This is a genomic window from Microbacterium sp. NPDC078814 (genome assembly GCF_040702645.1).
Lineage (GTDB): Bacteria > Actinomycetota > Actinomycetes > Actinomycetales > Microbacteriaceae > Microbacterium.
The window spans coordinates 73,837-96,595 of sequence record NZ_JBFBLT010000008.1 but is presented as its reverse complement, the minus strand read 5'-3'; the positions used below and the strand labels follow the sequence as shown (position 1 = coordinate 96,595).

At 71.6% G+C, this 22,759-nt stretch carries 22 protein-coding genes; 5 read left to right on the top strand and 17 right to left on the bottom strand.

Going from position 1 to position 22,759, the window contains the following annotated elements:
* Positions 1-5: 5 nt before the first annotated feature.
* From AB0300_RS15420 to AB0300_RS15380, 9 genes are all read right to left on the bottom strand, one after another.
* Entirely contained in the window at positions 6-1,466 is a 1,461-nt protein-coding gene (locus AB0300_RS15420; protein ID WP_338565468.1) for an ABC transporter permease, read from the bottom strand.
* Positions 1,463-2,224, bottom strand: a complete 762-nt coding sequence (locus tag AB0300_RS15415) for an ABC transporter ATP-binding protein (protein ID WP_025104429.1) — start codon at positions 2,222-2,224, stop codon at positions 1,463-1,465. The genes AB0300_RS15420 and AB0300_RS15415 overlap by 4 nt, the downstream gene beginning before the upstream one ends.
* 168 nt (positions 2,225-2,392) lie before the next feature.
* Complete coding sequence (locus AB0300_RS15410; RefSeq protein ID WP_025104430.1) at positions 2,393-3,028, bottom strand: response regulator transcription factor; 636 nt, start codon at positions 3,026-3,028, stop codon at positions 2,393-2,395.
* Positions 3,025-4,206, bottom strand: a complete 1,182-nt coding sequence (locus AB0300_RS15405) for a histidine kinase (protein WP_085603783.1) — start codon at positions 4,204-4,206, stop codon at positions 3,025-3,027. The genes AB0300_RS15410 and AB0300_RS15405 overlap by 4 nt, the downstream gene beginning before the upstream one ends.
* Positions 4,207-4,260: 54 nt before the next feature.
* The gene (locus AB0300_RS15400; RefSeq protein WP_025104432.1) at positions 4,261-5,052 is read right to left on the bottom strand and encodes a class I SAM-dependent methyltransferase; all 792 of its coding nucleotides are present in this window, start codon (positions 5,050-5,052) and stop codon (positions 4,261-4,263) included.
* Positions 5,053-5,157: 105 nt separating this feature from the next.
* Complete coding sequence (locus AB0300_RS15395; RefSeq protein WP_366216342.1) at positions 5,158-6,309, bottom strand: AMP-binding protein; 1,152 nt, start codon at positions 6,307-6,309, stop codon at positions 5,158-5,160.
* A gap of 15 nt (positions 6,310-6,324) precedes the next feature.
* Positions 6,325-7,245 (bottom strand): 1,4-dihydroxy-2-naphthoyl-CoA synthase, encoded by a 921-nt coding sequence (locus tag AB0300_RS15390; RefSeq protein ID WP_085603789.1) that lies wholly within the window; start codon positions 7,243-7,245, stop codon positions 6,325-6,327.
* 5 nt (positions 7,246-7,250) lie between these two features.
* Positions 7,251-8,210 carry a permease prefix domain 1-containing protein gene (locus tag AB0300_RS15385; RefSeq protein ID WP_366216341.1) on the bottom strand — a complete coding sequence of 320 codons (960 nt, stop codon included), beginning with the start codon at positions 8,208-8,210 and terminating at the stop codon, positions 7,251-7,253.
* A gap of 1 nt (position 8,211) precedes the next feature.
* Positions 8,212-8,544: a PadR family transcriptional regulator gene (locus AB0300_RS15380; protein ID WP_029989612.1), complete on the bottom strand. Its 333-nt coding sequence runs from the start codon at positions 8,542-8,544 to the stop codon at positions 8,212-8,214.
* A gap of 90 nt (positions 8,545-8,634) precedes the next feature.
* Between AB0300_RS15380 and AB0300_RS15375 the strand changes: the two genes are divergently transcribed.
* Positions 8,635-9,621 (top strand): o-succinylbenzoate synthase, encoded by a 987-nt coding sequence (locus tag AB0300_RS15375; RefSeq protein WP_085603795.1) that lies wholly within the window; start codon positions 8,635-8,637, stop codon positions 9,619-9,621.
* Here the strand turns inward: AB0300_RS15375 and AB0300_RS15370 are convergent.
* Entirely contained in the window at positions 9,618-10,244 is a 627-nt protein-coding gene (locus AB0300_RS15370) for a TetR/AcrR family transcriptional regulator (protein WP_025104438.1), read from the bottom strand. The two genes, AB0300_RS15375 and AB0300_RS15370, sit on opposite strands and share 4 nt — an antisense overlap.
* A gap of 129 nt (positions 10,245-10,373) precedes the next feature.
* On the opposite strand from AB0300_RS15370, the gene AB0300_RS15365 reads away from it, so the two are divergent.
* From AB0300_RS15365 to AB0300_RS15355, 3 genes are all read left to right on the top strand, one after another.
* On the top strand, positions 10,374-13,160 hold the full coding sequence (locus AB0300_RS15365) for an MMPL family transporter (protein ID WP_126894025.1): 2,787 nt from the start codon (positions 10,374-10,376) through the stop codon (positions 13,158-13,160).
* Positions 13,157-15,124, top strand: coding sequence for a YhgE/Pip domain-containing protein (locus tag AB0300_RS15360; RefSeq protein ID WP_366216340.1), 1,968 nt, complete (start codon positions 13,157-13,159; stop codon positions 15,122-15,124). The genes AB0300_RS15365 and AB0300_RS15360 overlap by 4 nt, the downstream gene beginning before the upstream one ends.
* Before the next feature lie 124 nt (positions 15,125-15,248).
* On the top strand, positions 15,249-15,839 hold the full coding sequence (locus AB0300_RS15355) for a 2'-5' RNA ligase family protein (protein WP_238695645.1): 591 nt from the start codon (positions 15,249-15,251) through the stop codon (positions 15,837-15,839).
* 107 nt (positions 15,840-15,946) lie between these two features.
* On the opposite strand, the gene ccsB is transcribed toward AB0300_RS15355, so the two are convergent.
* From ccsB to AB0300_RS15330, 5 genes are read right to left on the bottom strand one after another with little or no spacing between them, the layout of a single operon-like run.
* Positions 15,947-16,927: a c-type cytochrome biogenesis protein CcsB gene (gene ccsB, locus AB0300_RS15350; RefSeq protein WP_025104442.1), complete on the bottom strand. Its 981-nt coding sequence runs from the start codon at positions 16,925-16,927 to the stop codon at positions 15,947-15,949.
* A 9-nt stretch (positions 16,928-16,936) separates the two neighbouring features.
* Entirely contained in the window at positions 16,937-18,718 is a 1,782-nt protein-coding gene (locus AB0300_RS15345; RefSeq protein ID WP_126894023.1) for a cytochrome c biogenesis protein ResB, read from the bottom strand.
* Positions 18,719-18,734: 16 nt separating this feature from the next.
* Positions 18,735-19,502, bottom strand: a complete 768-nt coding sequence (locus AB0300_RS15340; RefSeq protein WP_126894022.1) for a cytochrome c biogenesis protein CcdA — start codon at positions 19,500-19,502, stop codon at positions 18,735-18,737.
* Positions 19,503-19,518: 16 nt separating this feature from the next.
* A complete protein-coding gene (locus AB0300_RS15335) occupies positions 19,519-20,169 on the bottom strand; it encodes a TlpA disulfide reductase family protein (RefSeq protein ID WP_126894021.1) in 651 nt (216 codons plus the stop codon).
* 54 nt (positions 20,170-20,223) lie between these two features.
* Positions 20,224-20,628, bottom strand: coding sequence for a MerR family transcriptional regulator (locus AB0300_RS15330; RefSeq protein WP_025104446.1), 405 nt, complete (start codon positions 20,626-20,628; stop codon positions 20,224-20,226).
* 55 nt (positions 20,629-20,683) lie between these two features.
* On the opposite strand from AB0300_RS15330, the gene AB0300_RS15325 reads away from it, so the two are divergent.
* Positions 20,684-21,577, top strand: coding sequence for an NAD(P)/FAD-dependent oxidoreductase (locus AB0300_RS15325; RefSeq protein ID WP_126894020.1), 894 nt, complete (start codon positions 20,684-20,686; stop codon positions 21,575-21,577).
* A gap of 66 nt (positions 21,578-21,643) precedes the next feature.
* Here the strand turns inward: AB0300_RS15325 and AB0300_RS15320 are convergent, their stop codons facing one another.
* Positions 21,644-22,285, bottom strand: a complete 642-nt coding sequence (locus AB0300_RS15320) for a histidine phosphatase family protein (RefSeq protein WP_025104448.1) — start codon at positions 22,283-22,285, stop codon at positions 21,644-21,646.
* Position 22,286: 1 nt separating this feature from the next.
* Positions 22,287-22,676, bottom strand: a complete 390-nt coding sequence (locus AB0300_RS15315; RefSeq protein ID WP_126894018.1) for a DUF5684 domain-containing protein — start codon at positions 22,674-22,676, stop codon at positions 22,287-22,289.
* Between the last annotated feature and the right edge of the window lie 83 nt (positions 22,677-22,759).

Here is a 22,759-nt window from a genome sequence, read left to right as displayed (position 1 = left end):
AGCCGTCAGTCCGCCGCGAGTGCCTCGACCGGAGCCACCCTGGTCGCCAGCCGGGTCGGCGTCGCGGCGGCCACGAGCGTGAGCAGCGCGGTCGCGGCGATGATGATCACCACGGGAAGCCACGGCACCTGCGGGGCGATCAGCCCGGCGGGCGTGAACTCCGGCAGGACCGGAACGGAGCCGAGCAGCGACTGGGCCGCGATCCACCCGTAGAGCACCCCGAGCAGGAGACCGGTGAGGGTCGCCGCCACCGTGATGTGCGTCGCCTCCAGCAGCACCATGCGGCGCACCTGGCGGTTGGACAGACCGATCGAGCGCAGCAGTCCGAGCTCGCGGCGCCGCTGCACGACGCCGATGGTGAGGAGGTTGACGAGGCCGACGGCTGCGATCACGGCCGAGACGGCGACGAGCACCATCATGATGGCCGCGAAGGCGTCGTACGGCGCGAAGAACTCCGCCGGGATCTCCTCCGTGGTCTGGCTGGTCATCAGGCGCTTCGACGACTCCAGCGCCACCGCGAACATCGTCACCAGGGTCACGCCCATGACGACGCCGATGGCCATCCGCGACGACCGCTCCGGGTACCGCAGGGCGTTCTCGGCCGCGAGTCGGGCGGTCGCGCTCGAGCCGAACAGGCGCCCCACGAGGCGGAGCACCGGCGGCATGAACAGCACGGATCCCAGGGCGAGCCCGGTGAAGGAGAGGATGCCGCCGAAGAACGCGACCACGACACCGAGCGGTGTGACGAGTCCGAGGACGACGCCGCCCGCGAGCAGAGCCGCGCCGGAGATCAGCAGCACCCAGGCCCCGACATGGCGACCCTTGCGCCCGGAGACCTCGTCACGGGTGCGCTCGACGGCACCGCCCAGAGCCTGCAGCGGCGTCACCGCGAGCACGCGCCGCGACCCCACCCAGGCGGCCGCCCAGGTGGTGAGCGCGACACCGACCGCCGGAAGGGCGAGAGCGGGCTGGGCGAGCGAGAAGGACGACGGCGAGGTGGCGACGAGCTGCCCGCCGAGCTGGACGGCCGCCGCGGAGAGGAGCAATCCGGCGAGAAGGCCGAGGCCCGCGCCGAGGAGCCCGACGACGAGCCCCTGCCGGCCGACCTGCGCCCGCTGCGAGCGCGCGGTCGCCCCGATGAGACGCATCAGCGCGATCTGCCGGGTGCGGCCCGCGATGATCGTCGAGAACGTGTTCGCCGTGACGATCGCGGCCACGTACATCGCGACGGCGGTGAGCAGCACCGACAGGATCGCGACGACGACCGCGAGCGTGCCGCTGTCGCCGATGAACGGATCGGCCTGGAGCACGGCGCCGATGTAGGCCGTGATCTCGACGAGGAAGACGCCGAACGCGGACGAGAGCGCGGCGACGAGGACGCTCGCGCCCATGCCGCGGTCGCGGAGCCAGGCCAGCCGGGGTCCGGTCGTCCGCGTCTCCGGGACGACCGTGGCGAGCGCGGTCATGCCGACACCTCCGCGGCGAGCATGTAGGCCGAGATCTGCTCCGCGGTCTGCCGCGGGTGATCCGCCACGATCCGGCCGTCGCCGAGGTAGAGCACCCGGTCGGCGTGGCTCGCCGCGATCGCGTCATGCGTGACCATCGCGATGGACTGGCCGTGCTCCCGACTGGCGGCCGCGAGCAGGCGCAGCACCTCCCGTCCGGTCTGGGAGTCGAGGTTGCCCGTGGGCTCGTCCGCGAACACGAGGTCGGGGGCGGTGGCGAGGGCCCTGGCGATGGCGACGCGCTGCTGCTGCCCTCCCGAGAGCTGGTGCGGCCGGTGCCCGAGGCGCTTGCCGAGGCCGAGCGTCTCGATGAGCCCGTCGATCCGTGCCCGCTCGATGGCGCTGGGGCGGCGGCCGTCGAGCTCGAACGGCAGCAGGATGTTGCCGAGGGCGTCGAGCGTGGGGACGAGGTTGAACGCCTGGAAGATGAACCCGACGCGGCGGCGGCGCAGGATGGTCAGGTCGAGGTCGCCGAGACCCGTGATCTCGGTGTCGCCGATCCACGCCCGCCCCTCCGTCGGGCTGTCGAGGCCGGCCATGATGTGCATGAGGGTGGACTTGCCCGAGCCGGACGGACCCATGATGGCGGTGAACTGTCCGCGGCGGATGCCGACGCTCACGTCGTCGAGCGCGCGGACGGTGCCCTCGCCCGAGCCGTAGGTCTTCTTCAGGTGCTGGACGCGGGCGGCGAGCCCGAGGTCGGTGGTCGTGATCTCCATGTCCACGACGCTATTTCCGCACTCCCGCTCGTCGCGTCGCCCCCCGGGAGCATCCCGCTACATCGCGAGGATGATCCCGCGTCCTCCCGACCCACCCCCTTGCGTTCCTCCCACCCTTCTACGGACCGCCGCAAGGGGCCGGGTCGAACGGAAGGGGGTGGGTCGGCGTCAGGCGAGGCCGTGCTCGAAAGCGAACACGACGAGCTGCACGCGGTCGCGGAGCGCGAGCTTCGTGAGGATGCGGCTGATGTGAGTCTTCACCGTGGCCTCGCTGAGGAACTCCCGCGCGGCGATCTCGGCGTTCGACAGACCCCGGGCGGCGAGCGCGAAGATCTCCCGCTCCCGCTCCGTCAGCTCGGCGTACTGCGGCGGCACGGGCTTCGGAGCCTCCGCGAAGTGCTCGAACAGCTCCCGGGTCGCCGAGGCCGCGATCACGCTGGACCCCGCGTGCACGGTCCGGATCGCGGCGAGCAGGAACTCCGGATCGGCGTCCTTGAGGAGGAAGCCGCTCGCCCCCTGCCGGATCGCCCGCGCCGCCGCCTCGTCGAGGTCGAACGTGGTCAGCATCACGATGCGCGGGGGTTCCGGGCGGGACAGGATCTCCGCGGTCGCGGTCAGCCCGTCCATGACCGGCATCCGGATGTCCATGAGCACCACGTCCGGCCGGGTCGCGGCGACCACGTCGAGAGCCTCGCGCCCGTTGCCCGCCTCCCCCACGACCTCGAGGTCCGGCTGGGAGGCCACGAGCATGCGGATACCGGCCCGGAACAGCGCCTGGTCGTCCACCAGCACGACTCTGATCACTGCGGGGCTCCGATCGGAAGGCTGCTCTGGACGACGAACTGCGCACCACGGCGCTCGGCTTGCAGACTACCGCCCACGAGCTGGGCGCGCTCGCGCATGCCGATGAGCCCGTGTCCCCCGGGGGTCCCCGGCGTCGACTCGGGCGAGACGGTGTTGCGGACCTCGATGTCGACGCGATCCGGGAGCCACGCGAGATGCACGTCCACCGCGCCGTCGCCGTGGCGGATCGCGTTCGTCAGCGCCTCCTGGAGGATCCGGTAGACCGCGAGCTGGATGGCCCCCGGCGGCTCCCCCGGAGGCATGGGGTCGACCGTGACCCGCGGCTCGATGCCGGCCTGGCGCACCTGGGCGAACAGCGTCTCGAGATCGGCGAGGGTCGGCTGCGGACCGTCGCCCTGCCGATGACGGAGCTGGGTGAGGAGCATCCGCACGTCGCTCAGTGCTCCGCGGGCGGTCTGCGCGATCGTGCCGAGGGCCTCCGTCGCGATCTCCGGCTTCACGGCCGCGGCATAGCGCGCGCCGTCGGCCTGGGCGATGACGACCGCGAGCGAGTGGGCCACGACGTCATGCATGTCCCGCGCGATGCGCACCCGTTCCTGCTCCTCGGCGGCCAGGGCCTCGGCCTGCAGCTGCGCCGAACGCGTGCGCCGGTTGCGCAGCACGACCCGCCAGAGGAGGCCGCACACCCACGCGAACCCCAGCGCCATGATGGAGGCCGCGACGAGCAGGGTGCCGCCGGTCACGAGCTCCCACCCGCTGCCGGAGCCGAACATGACGCCCCCGACGACGACCATGTACAGCGCAGCGACGATGCCGCCCACGATCACCGACCCGAACCCCCACCAGAGCACGCGGCGGGTGCCCCACGCGGAGGTCGCGTACAGCACGAGGAGGATCGCGAAGTCGGTCGGCAGCGGCCCGAACCCGGCGAGCATCTGCACGACGGCTCCGGCCCAGGCCGCGGCCAGCGCGAGACCGGGGGCCAGACGACCGATCGCGACACCGCCGAACAGGAACACCGACGACGAGATCAGACCGATGACGTTGACCGCGGAGGACCCGGCCACGTCCGGCTGGGGCGCATAGAACACGACCCCGAGCGGCGTCAGAAGCGCGAACAGCAGCACCGCCCCGACGATGTCGAGGACGAGGCCGGTGCGAGACAGCGGACGGATCACTCCCCCACGCTACGCGAGCGGCTCGGGCGCGGCATCCGTCGCGGGATGTATCCGTCAGGCGCGGGCGAGGATCTCCCCGTGCGGCACGAGGAACCAGCCGTCGCCGTCGTCGGCCCAGCGCTTCCAGGCGTCGCTGATCTCCTGCAGGTCGGCCGCGGAGGCCATCTCCTCGTCCACGAGCTGCCGGGCGAGCGCCGACTCCAGGATGCGGTCGGCCCACATCCCGCCCCACCAGGCGCGCTCGGACGGCGTCGCATAGCACCAGGTCGACGCGGTCGCCGTGACGTCTTCGAAGCCCGCGGCGCGTGCCCAGGCCAGGAGGCGGCGGCCGGCATCCGGTTCTCCGCCGTTCGCCCGGGCGGCGGCGCGGTACAGCGTGAGCCACCGGTCGAGCTCTGGGAGCACCGGGAACCACAGGAAGCCCGCGTAGTCGGCGTCGCGGGCGGCGATGAGTCCCCCGGGCTTCGCGACGCGGCGCATCTCGCGCAACGCCTGCACCGGATCGGCGACGTGCTGCAGCACCTGGTGCGCGTGCACGACGTCGAAGGAGTCGTCGGCGAAGCTCAGCGCGTGCACGTCCTCGACGGAGAAGGCGATGTTCCCTACGTCTCGCGCGGCGGCGAGGTCGCGGGAGAGGGACAGCGCGGCGTCGTCGATCTCGGTCGCCGTGACGTGCGCGACCACCCCCGCGAAGTCCACCGTGATCGATCCGGGTCCCGCTCCCACGTCGAGGAGCCGGGTCTCTGCCGTGAGGTGCGGTCGAAGGTAGGCCGCCGAGTTCGCGATGTCACGCACACTGTGCGAGCGGAGGACGGATTCGTGGTGTCCATGCGTGTACGAGGCCATGCCCTCAGTCTGGCACTCCCGCCGACCCACCCCTTTCCGTGTGTCCCGGCCCCTTCCGGACGCCCGCAAAGGGCCGGGTCGGCGCGAAAGGGGTGGGTCGACGCGCTAGAGCGCGGAGACCATCCGGCGGATCGCTTCGCGGTCGGGCTTGCCGGAGGAGAGGACGTCGAGCTCGTCCACGAGGATCAGGCGGGACGGACGCGCGTGGACGCCGATCTCGCCGGCCACCGCCTCCCTGGCCTGGGCGAGCTGCTCGGACTCGCTGCGCCGCAGGGCCTCGCCGCGCGCCGCGACGATGACCGAGGCCTCCCCCCAGCGCTCGTCGTTGACCGCCACGACCACGGCCTGATGCAGCCCGGGCACCGCGCGGACGATGCGCTCCACCCGGTCGAGCGAGATGTTGATGCCGCCCGACACGATCACGTTGTCCGCGCGACCGTGCACGCGCACCACGCCGTCCTCGATGAGCCCGAGGTCGCCCGTCCGGTACCAGCGGATTCCGTGCTCGTCCCGCGCGAAGGTGCGCGCAGTCAGCGCCGGGTCGCCCAGATAGCCCTCCGCGAGCATGGGGCCGGCGATCCGCAGCTCGCCGTCGACCGCCCGGACGTTCACGGTGTCGAGCGGGACGCCGTCGTACACGCAGCCGCCGCTGGTCTCCGTCGAGCCGTAGGTTCGGACGAGACGCACCCCGAGGTCAGCCGCCCGCTCCCGCAGCGGCTCCGGGAGCGCCTGGCCCCCGACGAGGATGGCCTCATACGCCTGCAGCGCCGCGAGCACCCCCGGCTCGGCACTCGCGTCGAGCAGCGTCGCGATCTGCGCCGGGACGAGGGAGGTGTACAGGGCCGGGAGGACGCCCGCGGTCGTGGCGTGGCGCATGCTCCGCGTGGCCTCGGCGAACGCCCGCGGTGTGAACCGTCCCTCGATCCGGGTCGGCTCCGTGCCCGCGAGGATCGAGCGCACCATCACCTGCAGCCCCGCGACGTAGCCGGCCGGCAGGGCGAGCAGCCAGCGACCGCTGCCGATCCGGGCGGCGGTGGCCTCCGCACTCGCCCGCAGGGCCTCGCCGCTCAGCGCCACCCGCTTCGGGACGCCGCTGGATCCGGAGGTCGCGATCACTGCGGCGATGCCGTCGTCCACCTCCGCCGGAGCGTCGGCGAGCATGCCGAAGCCGAGAGCCGGTCCCTCGTCGAGAGCTCGGAGCAGCGCCTCCCGCAGGAGCACGGTGTCTTCCGCGTCGGTCGGGATGAGGGCGTTCACGATCGTCTCTCCGGCTCAGTAGTGCCAGGGGAAGGACGACCAATCGGGGGCGCGCTTCTCGAGGAACGAATCCCGCCCCTCCACGGCCTCGTCCGTGCCGTACGCGAGGCGGGTGGCCTCGCCCGCGAACACCTGCTGCCCGACGAGCCCGTCGTCGACGGCGTTGAAGGCGAACTTGAGCATCCGGATCGCCGTCGGCGACTTCGTCAGCACGGTGCGCGCCATCTTCAGCGCCTCGCGCTCGAGTTCGGCGTGCGGCACCACGCGGTTCACGGCCCCCGCCTCGTAGGCCCGCTGCGCCGAGTACTCCTCGGCGAGGAAGAACACCTCCCGCGCGAACTTCTGTCCCGTCTGCCGGGCCATGTAGGCGGAGCCGTATCCCGCGTCGAAGCTGCCGACGTCGGCATCCGTCTGCTTGAAGCGCGCGTGCTCGGCCGACGCGATTGTCAGGTCGCACACCACGTGCAGCGAGTGCCCGCCACCCGCCGCCCACCCGGGGACCACGGCGATGACGACCTTCGGCATGAACCGGATGAGCCGCTGCACCTCGAGGATGTGCAGACGCCCGACAGCCGCCGCGGACGCTCCGCTGACGACGGCGGTCTCGGCGTCCGAGTATTTGTACCCGTCGCGGCCGCGGATGCGCTGATCACCGCCGGAGCAGAACGCCCAGCCGCCGTCCTTCGCGCTCGGTCCGTTTCCGGTCAGCAGCACCGCCCCGATCCGCGCGTCCTGTCGCGCGATGTCGAGCGCCCGGTAGAGCTCGTCCACCGTGTGCGGGCGGAAGGCGTTGCGCACCTCGGGTCGGTGGAAGGCGATGCGGGCGACCCCGCCGTCGCGGCTCACGTGCGCCGTGATGTCGGTGTAGTGCTCGGCGCCGGGCGCCAGCTCCCACTCGGCGGGATCGAACAGGTCGGAGACGAAGGCATCGGTCACGGTCTTCAGCCTATTCCCCGGGCACGCGCCGTCTTCATCCACCCGTCGACGATGTCCCAGGCCGGGAAGGCCACGAGGCCGACGCCGGTGATCACCGTGAGCACGCGCATCGTGTCGGCATCCACCCCGTTGTCCGTGAACACGAACTCCAGGAAGGCCGGGTTGAGGAGCTCGCCCTGCATGAGCAGGGTGAGGGCCCACACGGCGAAGGCGACGGCGAGGACGGTGTTCACGACGGCCGCGGCGACGGTCCACCGCCGACGCGCGTACACGGCGACGGCCAGGACGGCCTCCGCGATCATGAGCGCGAGGAGGATGCCGATGCCCACCGGCCAGAGCGCGGGCGCCAGGATCGGGATGGGGTCGCCGCCGGTCGGGAAGAATCCGAGCGTCGCGTCCCACACGATCGCGCCGATGCCGACGAGGAGGAACACGAGCGAGGCGATCACGTCGGCGCGGGCGGCCCCGTGCTCCGTCGGCTCCGGAAGCTGGTCCACGTTCCATCGCACGCCGGTGTCGGCGCCGGTGCGCTCCAGCACGACGAAGACGAGCGTGACCCAGAAGCACAGGTGCACGATCACCGACAGCGTGACCGAGACGACCGCGCCGATGACCTCCCCGGGGCCGCCGCCGGTGATCAGCTGCCCGATCGCGACGCCCACCGCGGCGAACGGCGGCACGATGAACAGGAGCAGCTTCAGCAGCCGCCACCAGGTGAGGTAGTACCGAGGGCCGATGAGGTGCAGCGGGCGGTCGGCGTATCCGGCGGCGAGGATGCCCGGGTCGCCGAGGTCGGTGAGGACGGCGCGCTCCGCCTCCTCCGGGCTCTCGCCCTGTTCCCGCCGCGCGTCGACGGCATCGGCGATGGCGGCTTCGAGTTCGGCGCGGACCTCGTCCTGCGTATCCGGCGCGAGGCTGCGGATCGTGGCGCTGATGTAGCGCTCGGTGAGGGTGCTCGCGGTCATGTCAGTTCTCCTCGGGGGTGAGGGAGGCGATCGCGGTGGTGAGCGCGCGCCATTCGTCGGTGAGGGTGTCGGCCAGCCGTGTCCCGGCCTCCGAGGTGCGGTAGAACTTGCGGGGCCGGGCCTCGTCGGTGTTCCACTCGCTCGTCAGGTACTCCTGCTTCTCCAGACGGCGGAGCAGCGGATAGAGCGTGTTCGCGTCGGTGGCGAACCCGCGGCTCTCGAGTTGCTCGAGCAGCGCATACCCGTACTCCGGCGTGCGCAGCAGCTGCAGGCAGGCGAGCACCACGGTGCCGCGGCGCAGTTCCTGCAGATGCGTGTCGAGTGTCTCGTTCATGTCGATCACAGTAGTGTGCGTCACACACCATTGTCAACGGCACATATACGCGCGACATCCTGTCGAGGGGGCGTGGCGCACAATGGGGTCATGATCCCCGCCGTCACGGAGCTCCTCGATTCCGCCCGCGTCGTCGCCCTGCCGATGCAGACCCGCTTCCGCGGCGTCGACACCCGGGAGGCCCTGCTGTTCGAGGGGCCGGAGGGCTGGGCGGAGTTCTCCCCGTTCGTCGAGTACGACGATGCCGAGGCCGCGACCTGGCTCGCCGCCGCGATCGACTACGCCTACGCGCCGCAGCCCGCGCCGCTGCGGGAACGGGTCGGCGTCAACGCCACCGTGCCCGCCGTCGACGCCGCCCGCGTGCCCGAGGTCCTCGCGCGGTTCTCCGGGTGCCGGACCGCGAAGGTCAAGGTCGCCGAGCCGGGACAGGTGCTGGCGGACGACGTCGCCCGGGTCCAGGCGGTCCGCGAGGCGCTCGGGCCGGAGGGTCGCATCCGGATCGACGCGAACGGCCTCTGGAACGTCGACGAGGCCGAGCACGCCGTGCACGCCCTCGGCGCCTTCGACCTGGAGTACGTCGAGCAGCCGTGCGCGTCGGTGCCCGAGCTCGTCGAGCTGCGCCGGCGCATCGCTTACATGGGGATCCCGGTCGCCGCGGACGAGAGCATCCGGAAGTCCGGCGACCCCCTCGCCGTCGCACGCGCGGGCGCGGCGGACATCGTCGTCATCAAGGCCCAGCCGCTGGGCGGCCTGACCCATGCCCTGCAGATCGTCACCGCGGCCGGCCTCCCCGCGGTCGTCTCCAGCGCCCTGGACACCGCGATCGGCCTGTCGCAGGGGGCCGCGCTGGCCGCCGCGCTCCCCACCCTCGACTACGACTGCGGTCTGGGCACGGCCTCCCTGTTCCAGGACGACGTCGCCGACCTCCGCCCCGTGGACGGCGCGATCCCGGTGGGGCGCCTGTCCCCCGACCCGGCAGCGCTCACCCGGCTCGCCGCCGCGGACGAGCGTCGGGAGTGGTGGCTGGCCCGACTGGCCCGCTGCCACCACGAGCTGCTCGCAGCCCGCAGCGCCTAGGACTCGACGAGGAGCTCCACGAGCCGCCCGAGCTCCTCGCCGCCGGAGTGCCGCAGGGCCGCGTCGTCACGACCGGCCATGGCACCGCGGACCGTCATGCCCTCCCAGAGGATCATGAGCATGCGCGCCGCATCGGTCGCGGGCAGCCGGAGACGCAGCGTGCCCGCCGCCTCCACGATGTCCTCCACGATGCGCGCGATGCTCGCCACCATCTCGCGCTCCTGGGCGAGGTACGCCTCGCCGAACTGCGGATCGCGCAGGGCGCGGATGCGGATCTCGCTCATCAGCATCACACCCAGGCGGTCGTCGCTGCCGAGCTCCATGATCTGCTGGACGAGATCCTTCGGGTCGCAGTCGTCGGCGAGCTCACCGTCCGCCCGCATCTGCTCCACGCGAGTCCGCACGGCTGCCACCCTCGCGTCGGCGACCCCGGCCGCGAGGGTCAGGAACAGCTCGTCCTTCGAGTCGAAGTTCGAGTAGAACGCCCCGCGCGTGAAGCCGGCGCGCTCGCAGACCGCCTCGACCGAGGCACCGTCCAGGCCGACCTCGGCGAACACCTGCGCGGCGGCCTCCAGCAGACGCGCCTTCGTGTTCTCCCGGCTGCGGGTGGCGGGTGACGACATCGGAACCTCCTGGCCTTCCCTCTCGACGATTCACACCCGGTGCACAGACTCCGGATGGCGGATGACCTTACGATACATCTATGTATCGGATACACCTGTGTATCCACCCGGCACCCCACGGAGATTCGCGTGTCCACACTCCTCTCGTCCCTCGGACGCTGGTCCTTCCGCCACCCATGGCGCGTCCTCGTCTCCTGGCTCCTCGCCCTCGGCATCGCCGGAGCTGGAGCCGTGGTCCTCGGTGCCGGCACCGACAACACGTTCTCCATCCCCGGGACCGAGTCCCAGGCCGGCCTCGAGCAGCTCTCCCGCTCCTTCCCCCAGGTGAGCGGCACGAACGCCCAGTTCATCGTCGTGGCCGCGGACGGCGACGAGATCACCGATGACGCGTACCGCGAGCCGATCGAGGACGCCGTGTCGGAGCTCGGCGACCTCGACGAGGTCCTCGCCGCCACCTCGCCGTACGACGAGATGGTCAACGGCATGATCAACGACGACGACACGGCGGCAATCGTGCGCCTGCAATTCGACGGCGAGTCCACCGACGTCTCCGAGGAGACGAAGGACGCCCTGCGCTCCACCGTCGACGAGCTCGCGGCAGAGCTCCCCGACGGTGCGCAGGCCTCTCTCGGCGGCGACCTCTTCGCGATCTCGATCCCCGGCGTCACGCTCACCGAGGCCGTGGGCCTGCTCATCGCGCTCCTCGTGCTCATCGTCACGTTCCGCTCGTTCGTCGTCGCCGGACTCCCCCTGCTCACCGCCATCCTCGGCGTCGGCATCTCCATGGCCGGGATCTTCACGGCGACCGCCTTCGCGACCGTCTCCTCCACCACGCCGCTGCTCGCCCTGATGCTCGGGCTCGCGGTCGGGATCGACTATGCGCTCTTCATCGTCGCGCGCCACCAGGACCAGGTCCGGGACGGCGTTGAACCTGAGGAGTCGGCCGCCCGCGCGGTCGGCACGGCCGGATCGGCGGTCGTCTTCGCCGGCGTCACCGTGCTCATCGCGCTGATCGGCCTGGGCTTCGCGGGCATCCCGTTCCTCACCACCATGGGCGTCGCGGCGTCCGTGGCCGTCGCGGTCGCCGTGGCGATCGCGGTGACCCTGACCCCCGCCCTGCTCGGATTCCTCAAGGGCCGCGTGGCCGGACGGCCGAAGCGCGCGAAGGCCCCGAAGAAGGCGGCCGCGAAGGACGCCGTCACGAAGCCCCGCGGCAGCCGTCGGTGGGTGGAGGGCGTGACGAAGCACCCCGTCCTCGTCTCCCTCGCGGTCGTCCTCGGACTCGGCATCGTCGCCGTCCCCGCCCTCAGCCTCGACCTCGCCCTGCCGAACGCCGGCGTCCTGCCGAAGGACTCCGAGGCGCGACAGAACTACGACCTCGTCGGCGAGCAGTTCGGCCCCGGCTTCAACGGCCCCCTCATCCTCACCGGCACCATCGTCACCTCCACCGACCCCCTCGGTCTCATGGAAGACCTCGGAGACGCGGTGGCCGAGGTTCCCGGCGTGAAGGAGGTCGCCCTGGCGACGCCGAACGAGACCGCCGACACCGGCATCGTCCAGATCATCCCGGAGACGGCTCCCGACGACCCCGCGACGGCCGACCTCGTACGCGAGCTCCGCAGCCACCACGACGAGTGGCTGGACGAGTTCGGCATCGACCTCAAGGTCACCGGTTTCACCGCCGTCGGCATCGACATCTCGGATCAGCTCGGGGCGGCTCTGCTGCCCTTCGGGATCTTCGTGATCGGTCTCTCGCTGATCCTCCTCACCATCGTGTTCCGCTCCCTCTGGGTGCCGATCACCGCCGCAGCTGGTTACCTGCTGTCGATCGTCGCCGCCTTCGGCGTCGTCGGGGCGGTCTTCGAGTGGGGCTGGTTCGCCGACCTCCTGCACGTCGCGAAGGTCGGCCCGATCATCAGCTTCATGCCGATCATCCTCATGGGCGTGCTCTTCGGCCTGGCGATGGACTACCAGGTGTTCCTCGTGTCGCGGATGCGCGAGGACTTCGTGCACGATCCTGACCTCCGGCCGGGTGCGGGATCGGTGAACCGCGCCACCCGACGGGCCGCAGCTCTGCGCGCCGTACGGAGCGGGTTCACCGGTTCGGCGAAGGTCGTCACGGCGGCCGGCCTCATCATGTTCGCGGTGTTCGTCGCCTTCGTGCCGGAGGGCGACTCCTCCCTCAAGCCCATCGCCCTCGGACTCGCCGCCGGCATCGCCTTCGACGCCTTCCTCGTGCGTATGACGCTGATCCCGGCGCTCATGGCGATCCTCGGCGAGCGCGCCTGGGAGATCCCGTCCTGGCTGGAGCGGATCCTCCCCCGCGTGGACATCGAGGGCGAGGCGGTGGAACGCGAACGGCACCTCGAGGCGTGGCCGGGCGACGGGTCGCTCGTCGCGGCCGACGACCTGGAGTTCGGCGCCGGCCCCTCGACGACGGAGGGACTGTCGCTGCGGCTCGCACCCGGCGCGGCCCTGGTCGCGAGCGGCGCGGACGCCGGGACGCTGCGGGCCCTCGCTCTCACCGTCGGCGCCCGCATCGCCCCGGCCGACGGACGCCTCCGTGTCGCCGGACACCTGCTCCCCGGTCGTGCGGCCTGGGTCCGTTCCCACGTGGGCTGCGTGCTCGCGGGAGACGACGCCCCGGTGCTCGCCGACCTCCGCGAAGCCCTCCGCGGTCGTTCCGAGCTCGTGGTGATCGACGGCGCGGACCGGCTCCGCGGCGGCGAGCGCGACCAGGTCGCCGCGATGCTGCGCGACGCGAGGTCGCGCCGAGAGCTCGCCGTCTTCGCCACCGCCGTCGATCCCGACGCGGCCCGTTCCCTCCTCGCGGACGCCGGATGGCCGTCCGCCGACGTACTCGACACGCGCGCGCCCCGCCCGAGCGCCGCAGAAACGACCGAGGTGCCCGCATGACCCTCCCCCTCGAGCGCGCCCGCTCACGTAAGCCCATCACCTGGCTCACGATCCTCGGCGTCCTGTTGCTGCCCGCCGCGATCGGCGGCATCCTCATGGCGGCGCTCTACAACCCGACCGAGCGCCTCGACTCCATGACCGCGGCGATCGTGAACCTCGACGAACCCGTCGAGATCGACGGCCAGACCGCGCCTCTCGGGCGGCAGCTCGCGTCCGGGCTCGTCGAGGGCTCGGACGATCTCGACTCGAACCTCACCTGGGTCATCTCCAACGAGGAGGACGCCGCCGACGGGCTCGCCGACGGCACCTACCAGGCCGTCATCACGATCCCCGAGGACTTCTCGGCCGCGGCGACGTCCGCTGGTCAGGCGGTCGCGGACGGCGGCGGGGACCCGGAGCAGGCGACGATCCAGGTGACGACGCCCGACGACGGCCTCGTGGCGGACGACCTCATCACCGGGCAGATCGCCGACGTGGCGGCCTCGACGCTCGGCACCACGCTGTCCGAGGCCACGACGGAGAACATCCTCGTCGGCTTCACCACCATCGGGGACCAGATCGGCGACGCGGCGGACGGGGCCCTGGAGCTGGCGAAGGGGGCGCGTGACGCGGCGACCGGTGCCGCGGCTCTCCCGGAGGGTGCGACGCAGCTCGCCGCGGGTGCCGGGGAGCTGGGTACCGGGGCCTCGACCCTCGCGTCCGGCCTCGACACGATCGCGGGGCAGACGCGGCAGGCGGCGACCGGCGCCGGCACCATCGGGGCGGGACTCAGCTCCGGGGCGACCGAGCTCCAGGGCCGGGTCGCCGACGTGCAGCAGCTCACGGGCGGGATCCAGTCGGCGGCCGCGGCCGCAGGATCCGCCGCGGGCGAGTCCGCCGCGGTGGCGCAGGGTCTCGGGACGATGGCGGCCACGGCGTGCGCCGCCGATCCGAGCTCGGCGGAGTGCGAGCAGCTCTCCGCCCTCGCAAAGCAGGCGGTGGCAGCAGCGACCTCGGCCGGGACCGCCGCCGGCATCCTCAACGACAAGCAGGTGGCCGAGGGCGTGGCCGCGCTTCCCGGGTCCTTCTCCACGCTGGCCACCCAGCTCGGCCAGGCGGGTGCCGGGGCGACCGAGCTCGCCGGCGGGCTCAACCGCCTCGCGACCGAGGGCGTGGACCAGTCGGCCGCAGGAGCGCGGGCACTGTCGTCCGGCGCGACGCAGCTCGCCGACGGTGCGACCCAGCTCGCCGACGGCAGCACGGAGCTCGCCACCGGCCTCGACACCCTCGCGACCGGCACCGGCGACCTCGCGGGCGGACTGCGCACCGCGGCCGACTCCCTCCCGTCCTTCAGCGACGAGGAGTCGACGTCGCTGGCGTCGGTGATCGCTGATCCGGTGGCGACCGACTCCTCGATGGGCTCGCTCTTCGGCCCCACCGCGATCCCGCTGCTCACCGCGGTGGTGCTGTGGTTCGGCGGTCTCGCGTCGTTCCTCGTCCTCCGCGCGCACACGGCGCGCACGCTCACCTCACGACGCTCCTCCGCCTCCCTCACCCTCCGCGCGTTCTGGCCGGCCGCGGCGATCGGCGCGGCCCAGGGTCTGCTCGTCTCGCTCATCGTGCAGATCGTGGCCGACTACGACGTCGCGGAGTGGTGGGCCTTCGCGGGAACCGCCGTCCTCGCCGGGGTGGTGTTCGCCGCGGTGAACCAGGCCCTCGTGGCGGTGTTCGGCGGCATCGGACGCTGGATCGCCGCACTGATCGGTGTCATCGCCGTGGCGACGGGACTCATCTCGACCGTGCCCGACTGGCTCGCGAGCATCGGGGCCGCCCTCCCGACCGCACCGGCCTTCGCGGGTCTCGTGGAGGCGAGCGGGGCCGCCGTCGCCGCCCTCGTCGTCTGGGGCGTGCTCTCGCTCGTCGCCACGACGGTGGTCGTCGCGGTCCGCCGCACGACCACGGCGCGAGCCGTCGTCACCGCCTGACCCCGGGCACAGCTGCGGAGATCACGCACGACACGCCGCCGGGCACCCCGCTCCAGCGGCGTGTCGTGTGGCGATCTCCGAAACAGTGCACGGACGCGACGACGGTACCCCGTACCCTCGTGCCATGCGCCGACCGTTCATGGACACTCCGGACCAGCTCGCGACTCTCGAAGGACAGCAGTATCTCGTGCTCCGGCCGACCGGGGCCGTCGCCGCGGAATACCGGGCCATCCAGGAGGCCGCGCTCGGTCGTCTGGACACGCCGCTCCGGCATCCGCACACGGAGCACGTGACCCTTCGCGGCTTTTTCGAGCCGGAGCGTCGGGAGGAGCTGCGGGCCGTGATCCGGGCCTGGGCCGGGGAACAGGGTCCTCTCGAGCTCACCGCCGACGCCGTGGACGTCTTCCCCGCGCCGTGGCAGATCGTGATCCTGCGCCTCGCCCGCACGCCCGCGCTCGTGCACGCGTACGCCTCGCTGACGGAGCTGCTCCGGCGGACGGATCTCCGCCGCCTCGACGAGCTCTCCGTCGAGGACTGGACCTTCCACCTCTCGGTGCTCTACGGCAAGACGCTGGATGCCGAGACGTGGCAGCAGCTCGCCGCCACCGAGGTCCGTCCGCTCCTCCCTGCGCCGACGGAGGTCGTCACCGAGGTCGAGTTCGTCTGGTACGAGGGCGGCGTCGAGCACGCCGAGGTCATCCCCCTCGGCGGCTGAGCCCTGCTCCGGCGGGCACGACTTCGGAGATTTGCGGACGACACGCCGTGACCGAGCCGCGCCCGTCGGCGTGTCCCTCGCGATCTCCGAAGCTGTGCTCGGTGGGCTCAGCTCAGGCCGGAGTAGGCGTGCAGGCCCTTGAAGAAGACGTTGACGATGGTGAAGTTGAAGATCACGGCGGTGAAGCCGACGATCGAGAGCCAGGCCGAGGGGTTGCCGCGCCAGCCACGCGTCGCCCTGGCGTGGATGTACCCGGCGTAGAGCACCCAGATCACGAATGTCCAGGTCTCCTTCACGTCGAAGCCCCAGAAGCGGCTCCAGGCGTAGTACGCCCAGATGGACCCGGCGATGAGCGTGAAGGTCCAGAGGATGAAGCCGATGATCGTGAACAGGTACGCCAGGCTTTCCAGGCGCTCCGCCGGCGGGAAGGTGCGCAGGAAGCCGGGGCCGGTCTTCGCCGCGCCCTCGCCGAGCAGCCGCTCGCGTCGCGCCTGCATGAGCTGGATCACCGAGAGCGCGAAGGCGAGGGCGAAGAACGCGGTCGCGAGCGAGGCGACGAACACGTGGATGATGAGCCAGACGCTCTTCAGCGGGTCCATCAGCGGGGAGACCTCGACGTAGAAGTTCGTCGCGCCGAGGCCCAGGAGGACCACCACGAGGCCCGTGATGAAGGTGCCGAGGAAGCGCAGGTCGAGGCGGGTGAGCACCGCCAGATAGACCGCGATGATGAGCAGCGTTCCGACCATGCCGAACTCGTACAGGTTCGCCCACGGCACCCGACCGGCCGCGATGCCGCGCGTCACAGCGGCGGCGAGGTGGAACACGAAGCCCAGCACCGTGAGCGAGGTGCCGATTCGCGCCATGACGAAGCGCTGCGGCTTCGGAGCTCCGGGCGCATCGACGGGCGCGGAAGCCGAGACGCCACCGGAACGACCGGCGGCCACGAGCTCGCCCTCGCGGACGGTGTGGGCGTCGGCCGTCGCCTGCGAGCGGCGCGCGAGATCGAAGGCGTAGGCCACGAAGGCCGCCGCGTAGATCGCGATCGCCGTCCACAGCAGGACGGGCGAGATCACGGTGAGCTCGAGCATGGTGTCAGTCTACTTTCCGGGTGCCGGGGCCGCAGGGTCCGCGACGGCGTCCGCGGCATCCTCGTCGGCGTCTTCAGGGGTACGGGCGATCGTGCCGCCCGCGGCGTCGAGCAGCCGGGCGTGGCCGGCACGGAGGTCGTCCACGGCGCGGGCGAGCGTGGGGTCTTCCCCTCGGGCCAGCGCCGCGTACTCGAGGTCGACCGCGCCGTCCGCCGCGGTGGCCTTCACCCACACGCGCCGACGCGGCACGAACAGGGCGAGCATGAGGCCACCGAGCGCCAGCAGTGCGAACCCGAGCACGAACACCCCGGACTCGTCGCGGTGGATCTGCAGGGAGGCGAAGCGCTTGACGGACTCCGAGGCGTCGGTGGCGCCCTCCGGCGACTCGTCGTCGAAGGTGACCGACCCCAGGCCGTTCGGCAGCTGCGCGGTCTCACCCGGTGACAGCTCGATCGACTCCACGTCGGTGCTGCGTCCGGTGAGCTTGGTCATGTCGGAGGTGTCGAGCACGTAGACCGAGCGCGGCACGCCGTCGTTGATCCCGAGGTCGCCCGTGTACACGTCGAGCGTGAGCGTCGGGTTGGTGAGGTCGGGGTAGGCGGAGAAGAAGGCGCCCGTGTCGAGCACGCCGGTGGTCGGGTAGAAGAAGCCGACGAGGCCCACCTGCTCGGCCAGGCCGTCCGGCACCTTGAGCACGCCGAGCGAGGTCATGTTGTTGTCCTGCGGGAGGAACGGCGTGCTGTTGTGGAACACCACGTTGCCCTCGGGGTCGCGCACGGTGACCGTCGGGGCGTACCCGTTGCCGAGCAGGAACACGTCGTCGTCGGCCACGCCCAGCGGCTCGTTGACCTTGACGGCGCCCTCGCGCTCCTCGCCGTTCTCCTGGATGGTCATGTTCGCGGAGAAGTTCCCGGCCTGGCCGGAGCCGGGCTCGCCGAACGGCTGATACGTGACGTCGAAGGAGTCCAGCCGCATCGAGTACGGCGCGAAGGAGTCGTCGGCCACGAAGCGCCCGCGGTTCATGGAGTCGTAGTCGAGCAGCGTGTTGGCGAAGGTCTCCCCCTCGACGAGCACGCGCTGGCCCGTGTACGCGAAGCCGCCGCCGACGCCGATCGTCACGAGCACGCCGACGAGGGCGAGGTGGAAGAGCAGGTTGCCCGTCTCCCGCCAGTAGCCGCGCTCGGCCGACACCGAGTACGTGCGGCCGCGGTCGTAGCGCTCCACGCGGTAGCCGAGCGCCTTGAGCTGCTTCGTGGCGACGTCGATCGAGGCGGCGGCCTCCGCGGCGGCGTCGCCCGTGCGCGCGCCGGAGTCGGCGACGGTGTCGCGGGTGACGGCGCGGTAGTCCTCCAGGCGGCGGAGCCGGGCCGGCGTGCGCGGCGGGCGGGCCTGCAGCGCCTTGGCGTGGTGCTTGATGCGCGGGATGACGCAGCCGACGAGCGAGGTGAACAGCAGCAGGTAGATCGCCGAGAACCAGGGCGACAGGTACACGTCGAAGAGCTTGAGCGCGTCGAGCACCGGGAACAGGTCGGGGTTGTCGCGCTCCCACTGCGTCACGCCGTTCGGGTCGGCCATCCGCTGCGGGAAGATCGATCCGGGGATGGCCGCGATCGCCAGCACGAGCAGCAGGACGAGCGCCGTGCGCATCGAGGTGAGCTGACGCCACCCCCATCGGAGCCAGCCGACGAACCCGAGCCGCGGCTGGGTGATCGTGTCGTCGCCGTCGACGTGGTCGGACGGGCGGAGCGGATCGCTGGAGTCGGTGGTCACGGCACCCTTGTTCTTCGTCATGGTCGTCTCGGAGCGGTCAGAGCGGGAGGATGACACTGCCGATCACCGCCGTCAATCGGGACATGATGTCGGTCCACAGGCCGGTGACCATCAGGACACCGAGGAGGATCAGCAGCACGCCGCCGAGGATGTTCACGACCCGGATGTGGCGGCGCAGGAACCCGATGGCCTTGGTCGCCCAGCCGAAGCCGAGGGCGACGAGCAGGAACGGGATGCCGAGGCCCAGGGAGTACGCGAGGCCGAGGAGGCCCGCGCGCACGGGGTCGCCCGCGTTGAAGGAGAGCGCGAGGATGGCGGCCAGCGTGGGGCCCATGCAGGGCGCCCAGCCGATGCCGAGCGCGACGCCGAGGAGCGGGGCCCCGACCATCCCGGCCTTCGAGTCGACGTGGAAGCGGAGCTCCTTCTGCGCGAACCCGAAGAGCCCGAGGAAGACCAGGCCCATCGCGATGATGACGACGCCGAGGATGCGGGTGATGAGGTCGCCCCACTGGAGCAGGAACACGCCGGCGGTGCCGCCGAGCACCGTGTAGAGGATGAAGACCACGGTGAAGCCGAGGATGAACAGCAGCACGCCGAGGACCAGGCGGCTGCGCGTCGCCGTCTGGGTGGCGCCGTCGCCGGTCGTCGAGGTGTTCCGCGGCGTGACGGCTCCCCCGAGGAAGCCGAGGTAACCCGGAACGAGTGGGAGCACGCACGGCGAGAGGAACGAGACGAGTCCGGCGAGCATCGCCACCGGGACCGCGATCCAGAGGGCTCCGGATCCGATGATCGCGTCGGGGTTCACGACGACCTCGCGGACATCAGGAGTCCTCCGCCAGCGCGTCCTTGACGAGCGTGGAGAGCACGGAGGTGCCGTCGATCGGACCGATGATCTTCGCGGCGACGCGGCCCTGCTTGTCGAGCACGAGCGTGGTGGGGGTGGCCGAGATCGGCACGACCTTGGCGAAGGCGAGCTTGGCCTGGGCGGTGTCCACGTCGATGAGGCTCGGGTACGTGATCCCGAACTCATCGGCGAACGCGACCGCCGTGTCGGCCTGGTCCCGCGTGTTGATGCCGATGAACTGCACGTCCGCGTCGCTGTGTTCCTGCCAGACCGCCTCCAGGTCGGACGCCTCGACGCGGCACGGGGCGCAGCCGGCGTACCAGAAGTTGACGACCGCGACCTTCCCGGCGATGTCAGCGCTGTCGAAGTCCTCGCCATGCTCCGTGACCCCGGCGAACTCGACCGGCTCCCCGCGCTCGGCGACGGGGATCTCGACGATCGCGCCGTCGGCGGCGACGTAGCCGGTGTTCTCGCCGTTCAGGAACGATTCGCTCACGGCGTCGGGAGCGCAGGCACTCAGACCGACGGCGAGCACCGCAGCGAGCGCGGCTCCGCCCAGGCGGCCGAGGGGCCGAAGACGGGAGGGGCGGCCGTTGCGGATCGGGTGAATCCTGGAAGCGCGGGACACGTCTCCGAGTTTACGCAGAGCTTCCTATGCATCGGCCGGGTACCCCCGGGGGAGTCAGAAGCGCGCGAGCACGTCGTCCACCCCGGCGCGGAACCGCGGACAGGTCGCGATGTCGTGCGCCCGGCACCCCATGGCGTGCTCTGTCATCTCCCGCGATCGCCGCATCTCCTCCATCCGCCGGTCGAGGTCGTCGAGATGCTGCTGCAGCACCTGATGCCGCCCGGCGCTGCCGTCGTCGAGGAGCACGGCGATCTGGTCGAGGCTCATCCCGGCAGCCTTGCTGCGCTGGATGACGGCGATGCGCACGACCTCGTCCTCGCCGTACCGACGCCGGCCCGCCGGGTCGCGGGGCGGCCGGAGCAGTCCAACGGTCTCCCAGTGCCGCAGCACGTTCGTCGGCATCTCGAACCGCGCGGCGACCTCGCCGACGGACCACGGGTGCGCGTCACTTGACTTCATGTTGACATGAAGTCACAGACTGGTGCCGAACGCAAGACGCGAGAAGGGAACCCCCATGTACGACGCGATCGTGATCGGTGCCGGTCCGGCCGGACTCCAGGCGGCGCTGACCCTCGGACGGATGCACCGGCCCGTGCTCCTGCTGGACTCGGGCGAGTACCGCAACGGCACCGTGCAGCACATGCACAACATGATCGGCGCCGACGGGAAGGCCCCGGCGGACCTCCGCGCCCAGGCCCGCACGGAGCTCGCGGCCTATGCGGACGTCGAGACGCGGGACGTCGCGGCGCAGCGGATCTCGGGCGACGCGGAGACGGGCTTCTCGGTGAGCCTCGCCGACGGGTCGGTGGCCGACGCCCGACGGGTGATCCTGGCGACCGGCGTCGCGGACGACCTCCCGCCGGTGCCGGGTCTCGCCGAGCTCTGGGGCATCCGGGGCTTCAGCTGCCCGTTCTGCGACGGACACGAGCACGCCGGGAAGCCGATCGCGATCCTCGGGGCGGCTCCCCGAGCGGCCCATCTGATCGGGTTGCTCGGCCGTCTCGTCGGCGAGATCACGGTGGTCCCGGTGGGCGAGCTGTTCGCCGCGGAGGACCGTGTCGCGCTGGAGGAGTTCGGGGTGCGGGTGGCCTCCGCTCCGGTCGAGGCTGTCGCCGCGCACGGAGACGGAGTGCGGGTGCGCAGCGCCGAGGGCGACCTCGACGTCGCGGGGGTGTTCGTGGCCTCCGGCACGATGCGGCACCGGGCGCCCTTCGCCGCGGAGCTCGGGCTGCGGCTCCTGGAGTCGGGGTCCATCGAGATCGACGAGTTCGGGAGGACGTCGCTTCCGGGGGTCTTCGCGGCGGGCGACCTCGCCCATCGTGCGACCCTCCCCGGCCCGATGGCCTCGGTCCTCCTCGCCGCCGCCGCGGGACAGCTCGCCGCGGTGGGGGTGCTCCAGTCCCTCTGACTTCGAATCGCCCGATTGGTCCCATTTCCGGGCCGGATGGGGCCATTCAGGCGATTCGAACGGGGGTCAGACGGCCCCGACGTCGACAGCACCGCCGGTCGCGGCGGGCTCGGCGTACGAGACCTCGCGCCAGACGTCGCCGACGCGCGCGAACGAGGTCACACTCGACAGGGCGCAGCGGCGGGTCCGCGGGTCGTGCTGCAGCGGGAGGCCGGCGACGCGGAGGTGCGTGATCCAGATCGGCGCCTGATGCGACACCATCACGATGTCCCCCGCGGTCGGGATCTCGGCCGCGGCCGTCCACGCCTCGTCCATCACCCCGAGCATGCGCTCCGCGATCGAGGCGTACGGCTCCCCCCAGCTCGGCAGCGACGGCTGACGCAGGTGCCACCAGTTCATCGGGTTCATGAGCGACCGCCGCATCCGGGTGCCCTCGAACACGTTCGTCGGCTCGATCAGACGGATGTCCGTCTCGGGTTCGAGGTCGAACACCTCCGCGAACGGGGCCGCCGACTCCTGCGCACGCTCCAGCGGTGACGCGAACAGGGCGGTCACCGGATCGCCGAGCCCCGCCACGTGCTCCGCCGCCGCCTGCGCCATCTCCTCCCCCGCGGTGCTGAGGTGATAGTCGGGCAGCCGTCCGTAGAGCACGCGGGACGGGTTGTGCACCTCACCGTGGCGAACGAGGTGCAGAAGCGATGCCGCCACGTCAGACCTCGCGGTAGCGGGAGTCGCCGAACCCGAGGATCAGATAGCCGATGTAGGGGAACAGGAACAGCAGGAAGAAGGAGAACACCCCGCCCTTGCCGAAGCGCGCGCCGAGCTTGAACGCGACGATGACCCCGAGGATGAAGTTCGCGATCGGCACGAGGTAGAGCAGGGCGAACCAGCCCGACATCCCGGCGATCTTCACAAGGAACACGACGTTCACGATCGGGATGATCGCGAGGATCCCGGGGTACCCCGCCTTCGTGAAGACCTTCCACAGTCCGACCACGACGAGGATGTAGAAGATGAGGGCGATGAGTCCGGTCGTGCCGGAGAAGATCGCGCCGAACAGGTCGGGAAGGCCGTTGCCGTCCGAGATGGAGAGGTTCATGGGGGTCCGCCTTTCGTCGTGGCGATCCTACTGAGGTGCCGCTGCTCCGCGCTGGCGACCCGGCCGGGAAGGGCCGGGACGCC